General features: G+C 59.7%; 17 protein-coding genes and 3 pseudogenes. 9 read left to right on the plus strand and 11 right to left on the minus strand.

Features of this window, described 5'->3' with window-relative positions:
* On the minus strand, window positions 1-1,014 hold the full coding sequence (cpaB, locus tag BC360_RS15805; protein WP_065795864.1) for a Flp pilus assembly protein CpaB: 1,014 nt from the start codon (window positions 1,012-1,014) through the stop codon (window positions 1-3).
* Between the two features lie 106 nt (window positions 1,015-1,120).
* On the minus strand, window positions 1,121-1,339 hold the full coding sequence (locus BC360_RS15810) for a hypothetical protein (RefSeq protein ID WP_065795865.1): 219 nt from the start codon (window positions 1,337-1,339) through the stop codon (window positions 1,121-1,123).
* A gap of 324 nt (window positions 1,340-1,663) precedes the next feature.
* Between BC360_RS15810 and BC360_RS15815 the strand changes: the two genes are divergently transcribed.
* Window positions 1,664-2,185 carry a prepilin peptidase gene (locus tag BC360_RS15815; protein WP_065795866.1) on the plus strand — a complete coding sequence of 174 codons (522 nt, stop codon included), beginning with the start codon at window positions 1,664-1,666 and terminating at the stop codon, window positions 2,183-2,185.
* Between the two features lie 1,052 nt (window positions 2,186-3,237).
* Here BC360_RS15815 and BC360_RS15825 read toward each other — a convergent pair.
* The 3 genes from BC360_RS15825 to BC360_RS15835 all read right to left on the minus strand — a co-directional run bounded on the left by BC360_RS15825 (window position 3,238) and on the right by BC360_RS15835 (window position 5,196).
* A complete protein-coding gene (locus BC360_RS15825; protein ID WP_208858184.1) occupies window positions 3,238-4,218 on the minus strand; it encodes a phosphatase PAP2 family protein in 981 nt (326 codons plus the stop codon).
* Window positions 4,219-4,564: 346 nt separating this feature from the next.
* A complete protein-coding gene (locus BC360_RS15830; RefSeq protein WP_208858185.1) occupies window positions 4,565-4,846 on the minus strand; it encodes a hypothetical protein in 282 nt (93 codons plus the stop codon).
* Window positions 4,847-5,007: 161 nt separating this feature from the next.
* Complete coding sequence (locus tag BC360_RS15835; RefSeq protein ID WP_065795869.1) at window positions 5,008-5,196, minus strand: hypothetical protein; 189 nt, start codon at window positions 5,194-5,196, stop codon at window positions 5,008-5,010.
* A gap of 144 nt (window positions 5,197-5,340) precedes the next feature.
* Here BC360_RS15835 and BC360_RS15840 point away from each other — a divergent pair, with 144 nt between their 5' ends.
* The 6 genes and pseudogenes from BC360_RS15840 to BC360_RS30805 form a co-directional block, all read left to right on the plus strand.
* Window positions 5,341-5,898: a hypothetical protein gene (locus BC360_RS15840; RefSeq protein ID WP_065795870.1), complete on the plus strand. Its 558-nt coding sequence runs from the start codon at window positions 5,341-5,343 to the stop codon at window positions 5,896-5,898.
* Between the two features lie 37 nt (window positions 5,899-5,935).
* Window positions 5,936-6,622, plus strand: coding sequence for a methyltransferase family protein (locus tag BC360_RS15845; RefSeq protein ID WP_208858186.1), 687 nt, complete (start codon window positions 5,936-5,938; stop codon window positions 6,620-6,622).
* A gap of 102 nt (window positions 6,623-6,724) precedes the next feature.
* Window positions 6,725-6,976 (plus strand): hypothetical protein, encoded by a 252-nt coding sequence (locus tag BC360_RS15850; protein ID WP_244512746.1) that lies wholly within the window; start codon window positions 6,725-6,727, stop codon window positions 6,974-6,976.
* A 397-nt stretch (window positions 6,977-7,373) separates the two neighbouring features.
* On the plus strand, window positions 7,374-7,859 hold the full coding sequence (locus BC360_RS15855; protein ID WP_053251050.1) for an adenosine-specific kinase: 486 nt from the start codon (window positions 7,374-7,376) through the stop codon (window positions 7,857-7,859).
* 261 nt (window positions 7,860-8,120) lie between these two features.
* Window positions 8,121-8,396, plus strand: a complete 276-nt coding sequence (locus BC360_RS32385; protein WP_065795872.1) for a hypothetical protein — start codon at window positions 8,121-8,123, stop codon at window positions 8,394-8,396.
* Window positions 8,329-8,615: pseudogene (locus tag BC360_RS30805) on the plus strand (integrase core domain-containing protein); the annotation flags it as partial. The gene BC360_RS32385 and the pseudogene BC360_RS30805, both read left to right, overlap by 68 nt.
* Window positions 8,616-8,681: 66 nt before the next feature.
* Here BC360_RS30805 and traA read toward each other — a convergent pair.
* Window positions 8,682-11,940: pseudogene (traA, locus tag BC360_RS15865) on the minus strand (Ti-type conjugative transfer relaxase TraA).
* Window positions 11,941-12,164: 224 nt separating this feature from the next.
* Here traA and BC360_RS15870 point away from each other — a divergent pair.
* Window positions 12,165-12,458 (plus strand): mobilization protein, encoded by a 294-nt coding sequence (locus BC360_RS15870; protein WP_065795873.1) that lies wholly within the window; start codon window positions 12,165-12,167, stop codon window positions 12,456-12,458.
* 42 nt (window positions 12,459-12,500) lie between these two features.
* On the plus strand, window positions 12,501-14,174 hold the full coding sequence (locus BC360_RS15875; protein WP_065795874.1) for a type IV secretory system conjugative DNA transfer family protein: 1,674 nt from the start codon (window positions 12,501-12,503) through the stop codon (window positions 14,172-14,174).
* Window positions 14,175-14,273: 99 nt separating this feature from the next.
* Here the strand turns inward: BC360_RS15875 and BC360_RS15880 are convergent, their stop codons facing one another.
* From BC360_RS15880 to BC360_RS15895, 5 genes and pseudogenes are all read right to left on the minus strand, one after another.
* Window positions 14,274-15,185, minus strand: a complete 912-nt coding sequence (locus BC360_RS15880) for a nucleotidyltransferase and HEPN domain-containing protein (RefSeq protein WP_065795875.1) — start codon at window positions 15,183-15,185, stop codon at window positions 14,274-14,276.
* A gap of 290 nt (window positions 15,186-15,475) precedes the next feature.
* Window positions 15,476-15,622, minus strand: a pseudogene (locus BC360_RS32755) (antirestriction protein); the annotation flags it as partial.
* Window positions 15,623-15,706: 84 nt separating this feature from the next.
* Window positions 15,707-16,711, minus strand: a complete 1,005-nt coding sequence (locus BC360_RS15885) for a site-specific integrase (RefSeq protein ID WP_065795876.1) — start codon at window positions 16,709-16,711, stop codon at window positions 15,707-15,709.
* Window positions 16,708-18,072, minus strand: a complete 1,365-nt coding sequence (locus tag BC360_RS15890) for a tyrosine-type recombinase/integrase (protein WP_065795877.1) — start codon at window positions 18,070-18,072, stop codon at window positions 16,708-16,710. Before BC360_RS15890 ends, BC360_RS15885 begins: the two co-directional genes overlap by 4 nt.
* Entirely contained in the window at window positions 18,069-19,301 is a 1,233-nt protein-coding gene (locus BC360_RS15895) for a site-specific integrase (protein ID WP_065795878.1), read from the minus strand. The genes BC360_RS15890 and BC360_RS15895 overlap by 4 nt, the downstream gene beginning before the upstream one ends.
* Window positions 19,302-19,464 lie beyond the last annotated feature (163 nt).

Below are 19,464 nucleotides of genomic sequence, written 5' to 3' on the forward strand. Positions count from 1 at the left end.
TCACTGGATCAGACCCACCCGGTGTTCTTCACGTTTGGTCGTGTTCCAGACACCGACGGTCGCCCACTTGGGTTCCATCGGCAAGATGGGTTCGACCTGACGCTCCACGATTTGCACCTGTTTTTCACGCAGCGGCGTATTCATCCTGCTTTCGACCGAATTCAGTCTGCCTCCGAGGTCGTCGCCAACCTTCCGCACCAGGCGCTCGATCACATCGAAGCGCCCATCGTCAGACTTTTGCGCAATGTCGTTACCAAGTTCGACTGCCATCGGACCTCCACCAAGATCCGCCACGGTGACCGGCCGTGTCTGCTCGACGTCGGCGGACGCGATATTACGCAAGGCCAGCGACAATGTGCCGATATTGGCGCCGAGCGTCAGGCGCTGCGCTTCGTCGGTCGTCACCTCGAAGGTCACGGTCTTGACGACCGAGGGTTCGTCCTTGCGCTCATCGGCCGTCTGGTCCACCGCCAGAACTTTCACGCCCTGGAGCAGAACATCGACGGAGGTCTGTTCGCTGCCATTTTTCTGGTTCTGCACAACCCGGGTCAGAAGGACGTCGACGCGGTCCGAGGGACGCACGAAGCCTGCGACGCCGAGAACGTCGTTGACGCGGATGGAAACGGCCTTCATTCCCTGGTCGAGCGCCGCCGACAAGGTGGCCCGCTCACCGGCACCGGTAATCTTCGAGGAAAGCACCGGCTCACCGGGATCGATCGCCTCCATGGCATAGCGCGGCTCGTCATTGTTTCCAATCACCGCCTCGATCGCCTGGAACGAACCCTCGGGCCGCTCCTCGGACGGCCAGGGAATGGCCTTGAGGTTTTCGGGGCGTACCCGATCGCCGAAGCGCATGGCCTTGGCGGCAACGACAAGCGTTTTTTCCTGGGATGTCTTGGCGCTGGCGGCCGCAAGCCGCGCCTGTTGGTCGGCAAGATAGGTGCGCGTGGCAAAAACCGCAGCGAGGCCAAGCATGAGCGCAATAACAAGACTGATGATCGTCGAAGAACGCATCGTCGGTACTCGCACAATGGATAAAAATACTTCGAAAAGTCGTAACTAAATTAGCGGAGAGGAGTTAACAAACCCCTCTCCTTCTTTTTCGCTCGCCTCGCGCGTATCAACCGCCTGCCGGAGGAGTGGTGGGAGTCGGCGTGTATTGAGTCTGAGTCCAGAAGGTGCCCCAAGTACTCCAAGCTCCTTCCAAGTTGTTGCCGGCTGCTATCACGGTGCCAACAACCCCGCCGACAAGCAGGCCGAGCAGGATCAGATATTCGGTCAGCGCTACGCCGTCTTCTTCCCGCGCGAAAGCGCGTACTTTGGACAAAAGTGCTTTCATCGAGAATTACCTCCAGATTATTTTCTGCGTGCCGCTTGTTCCCCGGCTCGCCCCCGTCATTGAGACCACCTCTCCGACTGCCATGATTAATAATCTCTTAATTATTATATCGTCAACTTCTAATGTGGAGTCATGTCGCACATCTATATTTTATGGTTAAAATCGGAACTTGGAGGAAACTGAATTGACGGGGATATACGCTACCGAAATACGACAGGCCGTAATATTTATTGACAGAGGCCTAACCCAAAAGGATTAGAGATAACTTGGAATTAGTCGAAAGTTGCTGAAATTACGACCACATGACACGAAAGGGGGCAAAACATGACATCGATAATCGACATTATTACTATGATCTCGGTACTGCTTTTTCTCTATGCCGCCTGGAGTGATTTTCGCAGTTGGAAGATACCGAATACCGCCATCCTGGCCCTTCTCGCCCTTTATTCCCTGCGCGCTTTGGCGGAATTGCTGACGAGCGGGGACGTCGGCGCGGCGCTCTTTTCCTCCACCGGGATCGGCGGCGATCTCGCGGCCGGTCTGCTGCTTTTCGTCCTCGGCGTCTGCCTCTGGGCCCTCGGCATGTTCGGCGCCGGCGATGCCAAGCTCTTCCTGCCGATCGGCCTTTTCATCGGCTGGCACGGCATGCTCCCCTTCGTTGCCTTCCTGCTGATCGGCGGTGTTGTGACATTGCTGGCGCTCAAATGGCCGATGCCGCTGCAACTGGCGCATTTTTCGGTTGTTGTGCGCATCGAGGAAATCCGCGCCACGCGCAAGATCCCCTACGGTGTCATCATGGCCTTGGCGGCACTGGCCACGATGGCCGTGTCCTACACCAAGTCCTGACAGTCCGCTGGCGGACCGGATAACCGTGCCTTCTTCCACGGTGCATCCTAAGCTTGACTTTGTACATTATGCGGCAAAGCAAAGCGCCTGTGCCATGCAGATGCGGGAGGTATTTTATGCATTTCCGGGTTCGACGGGCAGTGTCGATAAAGATCGTCGCTCCACAAAACGAGGCGCACAGCAGCGATCGCATCTGTGAATGTGAATTCTGTTTTCTTGTACCATGCGGCGGCGTAAGGGCGCGTGGTTTGGCTAGAAAATCCCCCGCCCACAGCGTCACGAGACTATAGAGCGCCAGGAGCGAAGGCGTCGTGCGGATGATGGCGTTGCCATTCCACTGGCGCTGGGTCTCCACCCCAAGATGGGCGCGTGTTTCGGCGAACGTCACTTCGATCTGCCACCGTCGAACGAAGTAGGCGATGATCTGGGTCGGCTCGAGCTCGGTATTTGTGCTCATGAACGCCTGCGGTTCGCGGCGGCCCGTCGGGTCTCGAACCAGGGTTGCGCGAAACCCGTCTCCAATTCGCGCAGCCACGATGCGTCTTTCAAGTCGTTTGAACAGTTGCTCTTCGCGCATCGGTCGCCGAAACTTCGGGTATTGAAGAGCGCGCAAGTTGCGAAAACACCTTGGTGGTGGGAAAGGTCAATCCAAATTTTTCGATCAGGCTGTCGAGCCGATCACCTTCCGGTTCCTCCGGCTCTATTCCCAATTCTTCAAGGATATAGCGAGCAACGAAATCGAACTCGGAATCAGTGTCGGTCCCCGGCGGATGTTGCCGTCTTCGGACTTGGTAACCCTGACATGGAAGTTTGAACCGCGTTCCATTTGACAACTCTGACGGCTTCTACGCGGCCGGCGCGAAGCGTTTCAGTTCAGCGAGTTGCATGGGAAAAATCCTCGGTGGAGGTCGTATTCGGTCGGTGTTTCGCTGTTCGCGAGATGCACCGCGACGGTCTCCCGCAACGTGTCATCGCTACAAGGCTCAATGGGCATCGGTCACCTCGTGAGGCCGGAGGATAGGTCAATGCACATGCAGAATCGGCGGCCGAAGTCATCGGTCGCCTTCAAGTCGATCAGCGAAGAGGGAAGGATAAGGCGCGGTCGGCGCCTGTCCTGGCACGTATTGCTCCTGCCGCCGAGCAAGTACGACCCGGATGGCAAGGATCGAAGTCACGGCGACAACAGCACCGGCAATAACATCGGTCAAATGGTGGCCACCTTCAGGCAAGGTTCCGACAATCATTATCGAATTCAGAATGGCAGCCGGAGCGGCGGCAGGCCGGATATGTCGCAATGAATAGACGACCATTATTCCGACAGCCGTATGATACGAAGGGAAGGTCACCAACCCTTCGGCTTCTGCAACGAATAGATTGAAGGCCTCCCCAGATCGGAGCCTCAGCAATTCCGAATAATGCCACATCCCGGCCTTTGTCGTGAAAGCGTCAAACGCCTCCGGAGCCGGCTGGAAATGTGCATATGCCCCGGCGGTCGGGAACGACGCCATTAGCGCCGCCGTGAACACCGACGACACGGCCAGCAGCGCCACGAACTCCAACAGCTTATCCGCACGTTGCGCCGCGCTATAGCCCACGAACAGGACGATTATCTGAGCCGTCAGGCTATGATAGGCCACCACGAGCGCGAGTGCGAACACAGGAGAGCCGTTAGCCGTCGCCAGAAATGACGGCCAATGGAACCCGAGCGCGGCATCCACCGCGGCTAGGCTTCCATCGATCAATGGCATGTCGGTCGCGGATGCCAAATACATGAACACCCCAGTGACGAAGCCAAGAGGCAGGAATAGAGCGGATATTGAAACCAGGGCAATCAGGCTGTTTGCGATCCACCGAAGACCGCCGGCCGCTCGGGATGCATCACCACGCACCCGATAGATGACAAATCGGCCGATCAGATAGGCCGCGAGAAACCCGCCCGCGATCTTCGCCAATTGGCTGATGTTTCGCGGATCAAGGCTGACCATCGAAAATGGCAGCCATGCAGCATCGACAGCCGCAAACAACACTGTCACGGCAACTATGACAAAGACTAGTCGGCGATTGTCCCTCATTGGAGCATACAACTATTATATGTCGGCGCCATCAATGCCATTCTTTACTCAAGGTAAACGTCCTGCCTTACGAGCACGGGAAGGCAGATTCCCGCACATCGCAGGGCCACAGCGGCCATATTCCGGCGCAGAGTTGAGGCAACATTCGTCCCGAATGCTACGGTTTGCGCGGCATCGGAAAGCAGATGGCCGAGACTTGAGAAGTTTGTCGACGTTATACAGCCCGGCGGATGCCTCTACTGTTTCCTGCAGCACGTCGTCAGGAGTGGGCATTGGTCACTTCATGGGGAAGGAGAAGGAGGCGCGCTTAGTCCTCGGTGACAGTCGAGGCCGTTGTCAGGCGGGGCGTCACGCCGCTGGAAACGGAGATGTTCGGAGTGACTGTGCCGGAATACAGGAGTTTGCCGGCCAACGTCGCGACAGTGCCGACACCGAAGTGCGTGATGGTGTTCGTGCCGCCGGTAGCAGCCGGGAAATCGATGTTCGCGACCGGGGAGACGGAGTTGTTGGTGACGGTCCAGCCGCCTGTCGTGCGCGCAACGGCGACGCGGGCATAGGAGGTGTAGGTGGCCTCGCGCCGCGAACACACCGGGCGGGATTGGCAGGTAGCCCTCGAGCAACGGCAACGCGACTTCAAGGCCCGAGAGCAGGCCAGCAAGGATCATCAGGCGGATGCTCCAGCCGTACCGGAGCACCGCCCGCCAGTTGGCGATCAGTTTCATGGTGATTGTTCCTGATGGATGGTTTGGATCAGTCGTAGCGAAGCGTGGATGCAAACTGCTGAAGCATTGTGATCACCTCCGCCTTGGAGACATCCCGGACCTTGTAGTCGCCGTCCATCATCTCCCGGCGGATGCTGCCGTCTTCGTTCTTGGTGACGCGGATGTACACCGCGACCGTCTCGCGCAACACATCATCAATGCAAGGCTCAATGGGCATTGGTCACCTCATGGCAGAAAGAAGAGCCAGGCTCGACGGCGGAGCTACACAAGCTTACATTGCACTGATCTAGCGGTAAGCCTTGCTCAAGCATCTGCGAATATTCTGCACGCACCGTTGCAACCCGCCGAAGGAGGAAAGCATATGCGTGCCTTGGTTTTGGTGTTTGTTCGGCTCGGACCGACTTTCGTCTATGCGGCTGGCGCGATATTCGCGGCCAGCATCATCCTTCTGGCTATGTTTCCGTCCAGCCCGTTCACTTGGTGGCTGTACCTGATGATACGGCCGGTGTTGCGACTACCCATGTTTACGTTACTTGGCATTCCGGGCATGGACCCATGGCTTCTTTTGTCCGCCTTGGTATCCCTGGCCGTCGCTGGCGTATTTCTCGCCCGAAATCCGAAGCGCTATCTTAGGGCGCGCTTCGTTCACGCCCATATTGCGCTGCTCGCCTTGATAAGCGCCAATACCTGGGCCAGCAGGGCGGAAGCAAGCAGCCTTGGACCATCCGTCCCTGGTGGCATCGACTGGACGCTTGCCATGCCAGCAACCATGCTCGGAACTGTGCTGATGGCCATCGCTGCGTTGTCCTGCCTCTCCTGCCATTCCGAAATCGTCCGCCGCATTCGCCGCAACGGCAAAGTCGCACGGTTGAAATTTACTAATTTAACAAGTTGCGATTGCCGTTTGCTGCAACCGTGACAAACTGGCCCCCAACTATAACCAGTTGGGGGCACCTATGAGCATCCGATATTTGGCCCTTGCCGACATTCTCGGTAGGATTTTCATCTGTCTCTATTTCATCCCGGCGATGATACCGAAGGTCTTTTACCTTCGGGATACATTCGCGCGCGACGATCTGGCGTCCATCGATTTTGTGATGGTGGCGTCGATTTTCACGTCTCTGCTGTTCCTCGGCATGATCTGCGCGGTCACGATTACTCGCCTCCCGCCGGTCCGCTCAACGGATCACGTAGAGGGCTATGTAACGGCTCTGGCCGGGACTTTTCTCATCGGCGCCCTGGTTGGCTATCTGCCGCAGGAGGATGTATCGACGACGACGAGGATGATCGGCCTAGTCTTAACGATCATTGGTCTGCTGGCATCTATCTATGTTCTGGCCTGCCTTGGCAGGGCTTTCAGCATCATGCCTGACGCGCGAACACTGGTCACGAGCGGCCCTTATTCAGTGGTTCGACACCCGCTGTATCTCACCGAAGAGATCGCGGTCGTTGGCATCATCATTCTCAACCTCTCGGTTTGGTCTGTTGCGCTCGGTGTGGTCCATTGGATGCTACAGCTGAGGCGGATGGCCAACGAGGAGCGCATACTGAGGACCGCTTTCCCACACTACGATGCATACGCCGCAACAGTCCCCCGCATCCTGCCGTTTACGAGCGCGGGTAAGCAGATGCTGGCACGCTGAAGCTGGTGTCCGTGGCGTAGCGGGCGACGCCCTTGGTGACGCGGATATACAGCCCGGCGGATGCCTCTACTGTTTCCTGCAGCACGTCGTCAGGAGTGGGCATTGGTCACCTCATGGGGAAGTGTGGTGTCCGCCGAGTTGTCGTACGGGGATGTTGTTCCTCAGGTCTTTTTGGCCGGAAACGATACTGAGTCCAAAAATCAGGTAGCGGCATTGGTCCGCGAAATCGAATGCGCTCGATATCTAGAGCCCCTGGCTGAGTTGATTATTCAACTGGCCTATGTTCAGGGCCAGGGAACTGTGATCACACCAGTAATTCTGACGGCAAGCGGCGCCACGTCCGGCAGTCATTGAGTTGCGGACGCATCATTCACCAGGACATCACTCGATCTCTATGACCGCGTGCCCGATGATGCGCCGATGTTGTCACGAGCAGATTGTCGTCGGTCGCCGAGCCCCGACAATCGTGTCTATCTTGGCTGGATACGTTGGCGCGGTGAGAGCAACCGGCGGAAACGTGTAGCCTTCATCTACAGCGCCGCGCGTCTTATCAGACGCGCCAAGGTCGCTGTAGCACTTTGAATTGCTGCATGTTTTTATCCTTAAAGCGGATACGATTTAAGGAAACATGCAGCAGCAAACCGCGCGTGACATGAGCGAGGAAGCGGTGAATGGGTCGCATGTGACGGCTTGAAATCGCCTTCCGTAGGCCTACCTACCATTGCATTGCCTACCTTGAAGGAGCGCAGCCATGGAACTCACCGTGGTGCCAATCGTCAAGCCGGACGCCACCAACTTCATTTTTGGCCAGTCGCATTTCATCAAGACTGTGGAGGACCTCCACGAAGCGCTGGTGGGCGCGGTTCCTGGCATCCGCTTCGGGCTGGCCTTCTGCGAGGCCTCCGGTAAGCGGCTGGTGCGCTGGTCGGGTAATGACGAAGCGGTGCTCGCCCTCGCACGGGACAACGCATTGGCCATTGGCGCCGGCCACACTTTCCTGATCTTCCTGGGCGACGGATTCTTTCCCGTCAACGTGCTGGCTGCGGTGCGCGCGGTGCCGGAGGTCTGCCGCATCTACTGCGCGACGGCCAACCCGACACAGGTGATCGTCGCGCAAACTGAGCTGGGCCGCGGCGTACTCGGCGTGGTGGATGGCGCCTCACCGCTGGGTGTCGAAACCGACGCAGACATTGCGTGGCGGAAAGACCTGCTGCGAAAGATCGGCTACAAACTGTAGTGGCTGGATGAAGCCGAAGTCGACGGCCCTCCAGAGAGATTTTCGAGCGAACCACTCTGCCACGGTGCAGGCCGCTATCCACTCCCCATCGGATCTTGCTGGAGCGAAACGGGCGACAGAAGCCCTGCCATACTGCCAGAAACCCGGGAGCTGGGAGGCGCCGACGGCAGCGTCGTTGAGTGCCGGGTCAGCTCCCTGCCCGAAGGCATCAAGGTCTGGCTGTTCTGCGATGTCACCGAACGGCGGCGCGTCGAGGAGCGCTTGAACGAAATCAGAAGGATTGAGAGTCTCGGAAAGATCGCCGGCGAAGTGGCCCATGACTTCGGTAACATCATTTCGACCTTGTCCGGCAATCTGCATTTGCTGGAGACTGCCGGGCCGACCGCCGCGGCAACCTTGCGTCAGAAGATGGGCGCGACGGCAGAGCTTGGCGCAACGCTCGTACAGCGGCTCTTGGCTTTCGCGCGAAATCAGTTGCAAGTATTCGGAGCGATTGGCCGAAGTGGGTATCGAGCCCTCTGGCGGAAGCGTCGGTGAAAGCGACGACAATTCTCTCGCCGAAAGGATCAACGGCCTCTGCAAGGCCGAAGTCATTCATCGGCATGGACCGTGGCGCAGCTTCGAAGCAGTGAATTCGCCGCCATGGAATGGGTTGACTGGTGCAACCATCGACGGCGTCTCGAACCGATCGGCAACATCCCGCCAGCCGAAGCACAGGAGCAATATTACGCCATGCTAGACGCACCAGCGATGGCCGTACAACTCAAAACAAAAGGCATCCGGCAAACCCGGTGCGGTTCGGCGGCGTCAAGAGCAGAGTCGTCACATTCCCAATCCCAGTCCTTTCTTCAGTCCCCGCGTGAGCTCATACTTCCGGCTCAATTCTGCCCCGTGAACCCGATCGACAATGCGTGCGACTTGCTTGATGCGCTCGATCTTCGCTGCGTCGACCAGTCCCAGCCGGTCGAGTTCTTTCTTGAACGCCCGCGGGTCCGAGCTGCCGAAGCGCTGTTCAAGCGCATTGGCAATCTTTTTCGCTTCCTCTAGTGCTTGCCGCCCTTCCGGGGTGCCTGACAGTTGCTCAAGAAATCGCGGTTCCGATCTGGGGCAGAGCGTCGAACTGCTTCAGGACGTTCTCAGTGCGCTTCGTGAGACCAGGGACTTCAACCACGTCTCGTTTTTCCCGCTGCCAAATCTCAGCTTCGCGTGCCGCCTCAAACCGGCGCGTCCAGGTCTCCCCGGCCGACAAAACATGATTGCTGAGCGCCTTTGTCGAGTGTCGGGCAGCTTTGCGCTCCCTGCTCTCACCGAACAGTCCCGTCCTACCCCTCAGCTCCCCGAACTGCTCCGGACGCTTGGCGACGGACCTCGCAAGCTCCTCGGCGCCTGCGCCCTTCTCCAGTATGGCCGAAGCGATCCTGGCCGCCGCACCCTCGGGCTCGACATAGACATGACGGCCGAGCGATCGCACGGTCTCCATCGCGCGATCGAAGTCGGGCTTGGCTTTTTCACGGGCAATGTCATCGGTGCTGCGCGTGTACGAGGTGAGCGCAGGGAGAAGGGGCTCGATCCTCTCGCCTTGCTCGCCAGGCATGGGGGTCGGCGATGCGGCGACGGCTGCGCTCGGGAGTTCTCGATCGCCAGTCGTGTACGACCCAGAGCCTCGCGGGGTCAGATCGTGGGTGGGACCAAGGGCAATGTCACTTCGGATCCCAAGTTGTTCCACCAACCCGCGCCGCGCGGCAAAGGCGCTCGTGTAGTCGAGAGTCGTTTCCTTCGCTCCCGATCGTCCCATGCTGTGGCTCAGCGCCTTCATGTCTTTGAACTCATCGCGGCCAGCATGGAGCCGAACTTCATCACGATGGCGCGTCATCGCGACATAGGCAAGATGCCGGTCCATGGTGGTCGATGCCATGACAAAGGCGCGATCGACCGTTGTCCCTTGGGACTTATGGATGGTGGTCGCATAGCCATGATCAAAGGATTGGTAACTGTTGACTGGTATGGAGATTGAGCGGACGCCCTTATGAGCGCCAGCACCGCCGTCGAGACGTATCTGTAGTGCGTCCGGCTCGACGGCCTCAACGGCACCCAGCATGCCGTTCTTCACGCCGAGATCCCGGTTGTTTTCGAGCAGCACGATCCGGTCACCGCGGGCAAAGGAACGCTGGCCCTCATTCGTTCGATAGACAACTTCACGTCCAAGAGAGCCAAGTTCCTCGGTGCCCTTTGCCAGCCGGCCAGACTGCTGAAGGCCGGCGCGGATCGCGGCATTGATCGCCCTGACATCGACCCGTCGATGGGCGAGCGCGATGCGTGAACCCGCCGGACGCGCCTCGTTGTCTGCGAGGTAATCCCGCACCAACGCGGCTTGGGCTTCATCGCGATTGTCCTGGAACTCAACCGCGCGATGTTCGGCATAAAGCGCAATGCCCTCGCCTGTCCGATGCGTGGCAAATGCGATGGAGGCTTCTCGCTGCCAGGCCTGTTTCTGCCTGCGGATTTCGGAGAGCTCGACCGCACCAACCTGCTCGACGATCGCCCGGAACGGCGAACCGGCGCCGATCGCCTGGAGCTGTTCATGATCACCAACAAGAACAAGCTTGGCACCTGAGGCCTCCGCCTGCCTGACGAAGCTGGCAAGCTGACGGCTTGCGATCATGCCCGCCTCATCGATCACCAGCACATCGTTGCTGCCGAGCACACCCTTGCCGTTCTGCCAACCGTATTCCCATGACGCCAAAGTGCGCGCCGCAATGCCGGATGACTCCTCCAGACCTTCGGCCGCCTTGCCCGCAAGCGCTGCGCCATGAACGCGGTACCCCGCAGCCACCCAGGCTTCCCGTGCCGCTGCAAGCATGGTGGATTTGCCAGCGCCAGCAAAACCAATCACCGCTGCGATTTGTCCGGCTCCCGTGACGTGGTGCACGGCGGCATGCTGCTCTTCGCTGGGACCACCCCGCTCGATCTTCGCCCTGTCGTGATCCGCCGCCGTCATCCTTGCGCGAATGGCGGCATCCTGGATGCTCAGAGCTCGCTCGACATGTCGACGGTGGACTAGGTGCCTTTGCGAATGGCTCATGCGCTCCGCGCTCGCCGCCATGGCGTGCTCGATCTCCACCATCTCGCGCGTCGAGTATCGCGCAAGCTCGGTCTCGGTTTCGGGCTTTAGTTTGACGAGCACCGTCGATGCCATGACCGCAGCAAACGCGTTTCGAAACCGCTCCGGATCGTCGATGTAGCGATGCAATGCCCGCGCCACGTCATGGCGATCGAACACGCTCTTTTCGCCGGTGATGATCGCGAGCACCTGCTCCGGTTTTCTGCGGATCAATTCGGCGTTTTTGCGCGCCGCCTTCCGGTCAATCCGCTCGCGCGACACGTCCAACCCGCGTCGATCCATCTGCGAGGCGTGCACACCCATATGCTCGGTCGGCTCGATCTCAAGACCGCGCTCCAGGTGGGAGCGGTGGTCGACCCGAACATCCAATCCCAGTCGGGCCAGATGCCGGTTGGTATGGTGTTCCCACAGCTGCCGGATATCGCGAAGCTGCATATGCGAGGTCGGCTGATCTTTGTTCAGGAGCCACTTGTTTTCGCGCTCGATCAGCGTCTTCTCGCCCAGCCCCTGCTCGCTCACCACCCGCGTTGTCATCACCACGTGCGCGTGAAAATTCCGGATATCACTTTCAGCCTGTGGCTGGTGAATGGAGAAGTCAACCGCGGCGCCATAACGGTTGGCAAGTTCTCGCGCAAAATCACGCGTCAGCGCCAGTCGACCGCTCGCACTCATCTCATGCGGAAGCGCCACCTCGAACTCGCGCGCAACCCGCGCATCCTTGCGCGTCTCTGCCTGCTCAACCGCATTCCAGAGCGTCGCGCGATCCAACGCCCAGGCGGCTTCGATCCCATCAGGGAGAACGATCTCTGAATGCTCGACGCCTTGCTTGCGGGTGAAGTCGTGCACGATGCCGTCGCGCTCGTTCAGCATTTTCGTCGCCGTGCGATAGGCGATGGCGGCAACGGCACTGCGGCCACCACTTCGAGCGATCGGTTTCATGCTGCAATGGTAGATGGCCAAGCGACACTCTCCAAAGTAGCGCAACCATACCAGGCGCTGAGTTGCACAGCAACTCGTAAGTGCGCCCTTTTAGACTTCGTTCGCTCCGCTCCCTGCGTCCGGGATTGTGCAAGACGCACCGTTCCCATGCCAATTCAGGGTTGCACATCTGGGGGCGCCGTTTAACCTACGAACGCAACGCGCGGTGGCAGAATCTTTGTCGTTCAAGAGCACACGAGGACACCATGGCACGCAAAACGATCGTACAACGCATCGCTGAACTGGAAGCGCGCAAGAAGACACTCAAGGCGCGGTTGGGAAAACAGGAACGCGCCCAGGACACCAGGCGCAAGGTGCTGCTCGGCGCACTCGTCTTGCACCGGCTGGAGCATTCGCGCTTTTCAGACTTCACGCGCCGCCTGGGCGACTGGCTGCGCAAGGAACTGCCCGGCTTCCTCGTTCGCGACGGCGACAAGGCGCTGTTCGACGACGTGCTTGATCAGGCTGAAGCGACCGAAGGCGGCGGGAGGGCGGAATGAACATCGCCGCCGCGGGTTTGCATGAAAGAACGAGCTAGCGTGATGGGCCGAATGCATCTCACCTGGATTGCACTGAAAAACATGATGCGGACTGCGGCGCGAGATCCGGTTTGGGCCATTGTAGCGCTGATCCGACTGCCTTTCCGCGCCCTCATGCCAGCCCTCGGTGCCTTCGTCATCCTGTCCGCGGTGGTCGTCGTTGTCGGACAGGGCGGCGTCTTCACCTTGAAACAGCTGGGCTTTGGGCAAGACAGCATTCCCGTCATGGCGCTGAACCTCTTCTTGCCGCTGCTGCTGCTGTTCATCCTGTTCTGGCTGATCAGCAATCAACTGATCGACCGCATCGGCAGCTTTCCGGACGACAACACCCACGGTTCGGCTCGCTTCGCCACCGCCAGCGAGATCACGCAGCTCGCACGGACCAGCACCGGCGTGCTGGTCGGCCGCGATCTGAAGACGGGAAAGCTTCTGCGCCATGACGGTCCGGCACATCTGCTGACGATGGCGCCGACCAGGTCGGGCAAAGGCGTCGGTACAATCATCCCGAACCTGATCAGTTGCGATCGTTCGGTCATCTGTATTGATCCGAAGGGCGAGAACGCGAGGATCGCCAGCCGAGCGCGAGCGAGATTCGGTCCGGTTCATGTCCTCGATCCCTTTGCCGTCACCGGCAACCCGTCGGCCGCCTTCAACCCGCTCGACATGCTCGATGCCGGCGGCCTCGACGTGGCGGAAGATGCGAGCAGCTTGGCCGACGCGCTCGTCGTCGACGAACCGGGCATGGCCGGAGAGGTGCATTGGAACGAAGAAGCCAAGGCGCTGATCGCCGGAATGATCCTTCATGTCGTCGCCGAGGAGGCTCCCGAGCGGCGAACGCTGACCACGCTTAGAGAGAGGCTTACGCTGGCGCCGGATGCCTTCCTGGCGCTACTCAAGAAGATGCAAATGTCCAGCGCCGCGGCTGGGCTCATCGCCCGGGCCGCCAATCGCCATCTCGCCAAGTCGGATCGTGAAGCCGCCGGCGTGCTCTCGGCCGCGCAGCGCCACACCCATTTCCTCGACAGCCCGCGCATGACGGCCATCCTCAATCGATCCGACTTCCGCTTCGCCGACCTGAAGCGCCATAACGCAACCGTGTTCCTGGTCCTGCCGCCCGATCGGCTGTCGGCCTACTCGCGCTGGTTACGCCTGCTGGTGACACAGAGCCTGATTGACATGGCGCGTGATGCAATCAAACCCGATGTTCCAATCCTGTATCTGCTCGACGAGTTTGCCGCTCTCGGCTATCTGCCGGCGGTCGAACGCGCCATGGGCTTGATAGCCGGCTACGGCGTCCAGCTCTGGCCGATCCTGCAAGACGTCCACCAGTTGCGCGCGACCTATGGCAAGCGCGCGGGCACGTTTCTTTCCAACGCCGGTCTGCTTCAGGTGTTCGGCGTCAACGATCACGACAGCGCTCGTCTGGTTTCCGATCTGCTCGGGCAGGAGACCGTCGTGTTCCAGACGATGAGCCGTGCCCTCGATGCGGAAAAGTCCGGGCTCACCTTCAGCGAGCAACGCGCAGCCCGCGCCCTGCTCACGCCAGACGAGGTCCGCAATCTGCCGGCCGATAAGCAGCTGTTGTTCCTTTCCGGCCAACGCCCCATCGTGGCGGGCAAGCTTGCCTATTACAGCGATAAAGAATTCACCGGCCTGTTCGATCCGGGGCTACCTTGAGGACACCAGGCGAAGGCAACGCCGTGAAGTGTGACGCTGCCCCCCTTCCCGCCACCTCAAAGCATGACCTGACGGACAAAGCCGCGAACAGAAAAGGGCTCAGCTGGCGCCGGCCGCCTTGGCCAACTCCGTCAGCCGCTCCTGGCAGATCGTCTCGACGAGGTCGTGCAGATGCTCCGTCCGCTCGAGAAGCCAGCCGAGCGCCTCCTCGCTGATCTCGAAGTGCTTCGAATACCGCGCCTTGACATAGGCCTCGTTGAGGATGTTGTACCAGGCGGTATAGCGATGCTGATCGCGCGGCCAGGCTTCGACAAGCCGCCGATCCTGATCTTCTGCCAGCCCACGAAGGAATTTCAGATTGTGCGACGGCGGACTGTGGTTGGTGACGGTTAGAAGGAACGTCGAGTATGCAGCCTCGATGGCCTGATGCAATTGGAAGGCCGCCAGCCTGAGATTTCCTTTGTCGATAAGAAATTTCGTCGTCTGCACGAAGTCCATTGCATCGGGAAACCGTCTTTCAAAATGTTCCTTCGACACCCTCTGCGCGTCGGCAGGAGAAAGCCGTTTCGGCTGCGCCAGTGGCTGGTCGTCGAGCTCGTAGAGCACGATGCCCTCGCGCAGGATGTCGACGAAGAAATACTGCCCCTCGGTGAGGAACGTGTTGACCTCCCGCCGTCCGTGGACAATCAGCCCGACCGGTGTCGACACGCCCTTGTCCCACATCAGCCGATCGGTCGCCTTGTCCCAATATTCCGGCTGGGCAAGCTTGCGCGTGTTGACGATGACGAGGATATCGTAGTCGGAACGGTAACCCTTCATCGTATGCGGTTCGTCCACCCAGGTTCCGCGGGCATAGGAGCCGAACAGGATGATTTTCAGAATCCGTCCGCGCTTCTTGAAGGGGGCCGTTCCACCCTCGAGCGCATCGGCAAATTCCTCGTGGATGATCTCGACGACGCGGGCAAGCTCGCGCTGCTTCTTCTCCGGCAGATGTTCCAGGCTCGTTCTCATATGCAACCGATAGGATAAAGACGACTCGCCGTCTACCACAGGAATGATGAGGAAAGCGCGCCGGCGATCCGTGTCGCAGATCCGTTTCCTCGGCCAGAAGCAGCCATCATCGTCTTGAATCGATCAGAGCCGATCGATTCTCGCTGGACGAGAAGGTCGGATCCGGTGATTCTGCAACCATGATCACGCAACCCTATCGAAGAAAGCTCCGGCGCGGATATCGGCCGCGGCGTTCGATCCGGTCGACCACGTGAATGGCAGACGCGCGACCTAGGAAGGACCCGCGGCGTTCAACCCGCGGCGAGTTCTGGTACAGTATCGGCGGCGTTGTCGGATTTGCCGGCATTTGGCTGGAGGCCATGCAGATAGGCGACGGCGCGTTCTGCATGGGCTGCCATCTGGAACACGGCGCGCTTGTCGTTCTTCAGGACCTTGAGTTATCCGCAGCAGCCCATAATGTGAAGGAACGCGACCAGATTGGCGGATATCCGGGGTTTCTGGCCACATTCCTCCGCATTATTTCAGAGCGTGTCGAGCCAGGCGAGAACACTCGTATCGCGTTTCCAGGAGGGCTGGCGGCTGGGTGTTTCGGGAGCGCTGACCTTTTCCAATGCCTTGCGCTTTGTTTCGAGGTTGGCTCTGGCGTAGTGGTTCGTCGTATCGAGGCTCACATGACCGAGCCAGCTACGGATGATCGTGATGTCGACGCCCGCCGATATGAGATGCACAGCGGTTGCATGTCGGAAGGCGTGAGGACTCACATGCTTGTCGCGTAGCGTTGGCGTGGTCTCGGCCGCCGCCCTGACATAGGCGGTAAGCTTGAACCGGACCCCCGACGCGCTGAGCGGTTGACCATATCGGTTGACGAACAGCCGCTGGTCTGGCGCCCGCGGCTGCCGTTCGAGCAATTTCCTCAACAACACCACGGTTTCCGGCCAGAGCGGGCAGATACGTTCTTTTCGACCCTTGCCGGTCAGGCGCACGCAGCTTGGACTGTCGAACCTGATTGTATCGGGGCACAGATCGAGCGCTTCCTGTATTCGCGCGCCGCTGTTGTAGAGAAACGAGAGCAAGGCGTGATCGCGCATGCCTTCGAGTGTCGAACGATCAGGCTGAGCCAGGATCGCCGTCACTTCCATTGGGTCCAGATAACAGGGTTCCGATACCGGTCCTCGCTTTATCGGGATATTGAGGATTTCGACGCATTGGGCGATCGAACCGGGATCCCTGGTCGCAACGAAGTTGAAGAAGCTGCGTATCGCTGCAAGCCGGCAGTTGCGCGTGCCGATCGTGCCGCCGCGCTCGTGTTCGGCGTGACCGAGGAACGCGATGACCTCTCTGGCGGTCAGATCGGCCAGTGTGATCATCGCCACCTTCTTCCCTGCGCGTGTTGCAACGAACCGGAGGAAGAGCCGCCAGGCATCGCGATACGACCGCACCGTATGGATGGAGGCATTGCGCTGCTCGACCAGCCATTCGTAGAAGAACGCGCGCATCAGGTGTGGGAAGTGATTGTTCCTGGTCATGCCCGCCCCTCCGGCCCGATGTTGAGGCATGGCACTCCCAGCACGCGGAACCGTTCATTGGCGTGATGCAGCAGGTCCTGCGTAACCGTGATGTAGACCAGGGTCGAGTTGATGTCGCGGTGACCGAGATATGTTGCAAGGAACGGCAGACGATCCTGCGGATTGATGCCCGCCTCGTACCATTCGAGGATCCGGTTCACGACCATGGAGTGCCGCAGGTCGTGCAGGCGAGGTCCTGTTCGCCCTCGAGGCGGCTTCAGCCCGGCACGGCGGATGACGTCAACAAGAAGCCAGGCGACAGCCTCCTTCGTATAGCGGTCACCACGCTGTTCGTGCCAGAACAGGCCGGAGCGCGGATCAAGGGATCCGCCGGCGCGGCGGCGCGCTTCGGTGTATGATCGAAGCTCGTCCAACACGCTGTCGGGAAGCGGCAGTATCCTGGTCTTGTAGAACTTGGTCAGGCGGATCGTGATCGTGCCGCCCTGGAAGTTCACGTCACCAAGATCAAGGCGGGCCAGTTCGCTTCGCCGCAGACCCGCGCAATAGGCGAGCAACAGCATGGTATAGATGCTCGACGGGCGAAGCGGCGCTCGAGGTGAAGGGTAAGAGCGCGCGATGTCGAGCATGCGCCGCACATCGGCGGATGTGTAAATATGCGGTTTTCGCCAATGCCTGGCCACTTCTTTTCCCGGGCGCGGGTCAGGACGGCGGGGCGGGATTGATGGATCTTTATGGCGCAGGATTTTCGCGAGGACCCGCTTCAGCTTTTCGCACTCGTTCGGATGATTGCGCGTCGTCTTGGCTGCGGACCAGTGCTCGAGCATCACCTCAAGCGGCTGATCCTGAAGCTGCGGGTTCAACTGAAGGAAGCGGTCGAGCCGCCATAGCCGCACCGTTTGTGCAGTGTATTTGTAACCCCGGTTGCGCATCAGCGTGACGTGCTCGGCCATCATTTTGCCCAGCACGCTGCCGAACGGCCTGGGCTGGTGTAGTTCGGCAAGAGCGCTGTCCGGATCGCGGGAAGCCAGTGCCCGCCACACCGGCATGCACTGTTTGAGATTGCAAGCGTCTCGCAGATTGGCGACGGGATTGCGTTCGATCGCTCCGATCTCCTCAAGGTGATCGAGGAACCGGTCGATAATCCGGGTGCGGTGCAGCCGTGTCGTCGTGGCCCACCGGCCTGGCGATACATGCAGCCATGCCACCAGCGTGTCCTTGTCGAGCTTGCCATCGCGTTCGGCGACATCCTGGAAGATGTTGAGCGCCTGCCTGTAGTAGATGGGGCTGTTCGTGGTACGCAGGTTGAGGCCTGCGATGTACCGCGCGATCAGTTTGCGTTCAGGGTCGGGCCAGCTCGTCATGACCGCACCTCCCGTCCCGGCACGTCGAGCGCGATGACCCGGAGATCCTCGGTGGCAAGCTTAAGATAGGGGGCCGTGGATTCTGTCGAGCGATGCCCGAGCAGGTCGCCGATCACCTTCTGGGGTACGGCGGCGCGCAGCATTTCGACTGCACGTGCATGGCGGAAGATATGGGAGCCGTTCTTGCCGGCCGGCGTGACGCCGGCGGCTGTAAGTCGCCGCCGCACCATGCTGGCCAGGAGGCCGAGCTTGCGATAGGGCGCGCGTGTGCGGACGAAGATCTCGCGGGCATCTGTCGCAGGCCGCCCCGTCTGCAGATAGGCGAGCACCGCTTCACCCACCGGCGCCATCAATGGCAAGAATGAACATGCCTGGGTCTTGGTATGCCTGATGCGGATCGATTCCGCCCGCCAGTCGATATCCTCGATCCGAAGATTGCAAATTTCGCCCGATCTCAGGCCATAGGTCGCAAGCAATTGCAGGATGGCATGATCCCGCAGGCCCGTCGGCGTCTTGTCCTCCCCCGAGGCCTGCAAAACCGCAGCGACCTGATCGGGTGTAAGGATCGACGGCACACCTTCATAGGCATAGAGCAAAGGGGCGATGACATGCGGCGATAAATCGATGGCGACGCGCCCTGTCCGATGGAGATAGCGGAGCATCGAGCGAAGACGCTCCGCCACATCCTTCACGGACCTGCGCGTCTGATGAGGGCTGCGCGTGTTCATATAGCAGTCGATGTCGCCCACCGTCATCGTCATCAGACTGTCGAGGCCGTGCCGATCAAGCTGCCATGCCAGAAAGTTCCGGCCCTCCCACATCAAGGCGTCGATGCTGGCCACGGCAAGGCCTCGTTCCTCGCGCAGCCAGGTCTCGTACTCGTCACAGATGGCAAAACGCAGTGCGTCGGCAGCGCAGGTCGCTTTCGGCAAGGATGGCCACTGACCCTGTGCGAGCCGCAGCAAGGCATGGATTCCGGAGCGCGGGATAGAGTGCCAGTATGGCCCCGGAGATCGACCATGGCGTTTCCGGAACATCGCTACCGCATGATGCAGGTACCGGACCACCTGCGTCTCGGTCACCTCCCCAATCTGAATGTTCCGCTGCGCAAGGTATTCGACAAACCCGCGCGCATAGGCGCAGTAGTTCCCGATCACCATAGGGCTGTATCGTTGCTTGGTCAGTACAGTTCTAAGGCCGGCAATGAGCTCGTAATCAGCATTCAACATCGTTGGTTCCTCTGCTTGTCAAAACGACAGCAGAAGCTTGCCATCTGAGCGCAGAGGCTTCTCATTGGATTTTTCTGCTAAAAGGAGACCCTCGTCTCCCGACCAATTCCGGCCATTAGGAATGTTGCCGGGGGCGGGGGAGGTGTAAAAATTCATATGGAGC

This window comes from Ensifer sp. LC163 (assembly GCF_001695855.1).
Classification (GTDB): domain Bacteria; phylum Pseudomonadota; class Alphaproteobacteria; order Rhizobiales; family Rhizobiaceae; genus Ensifer.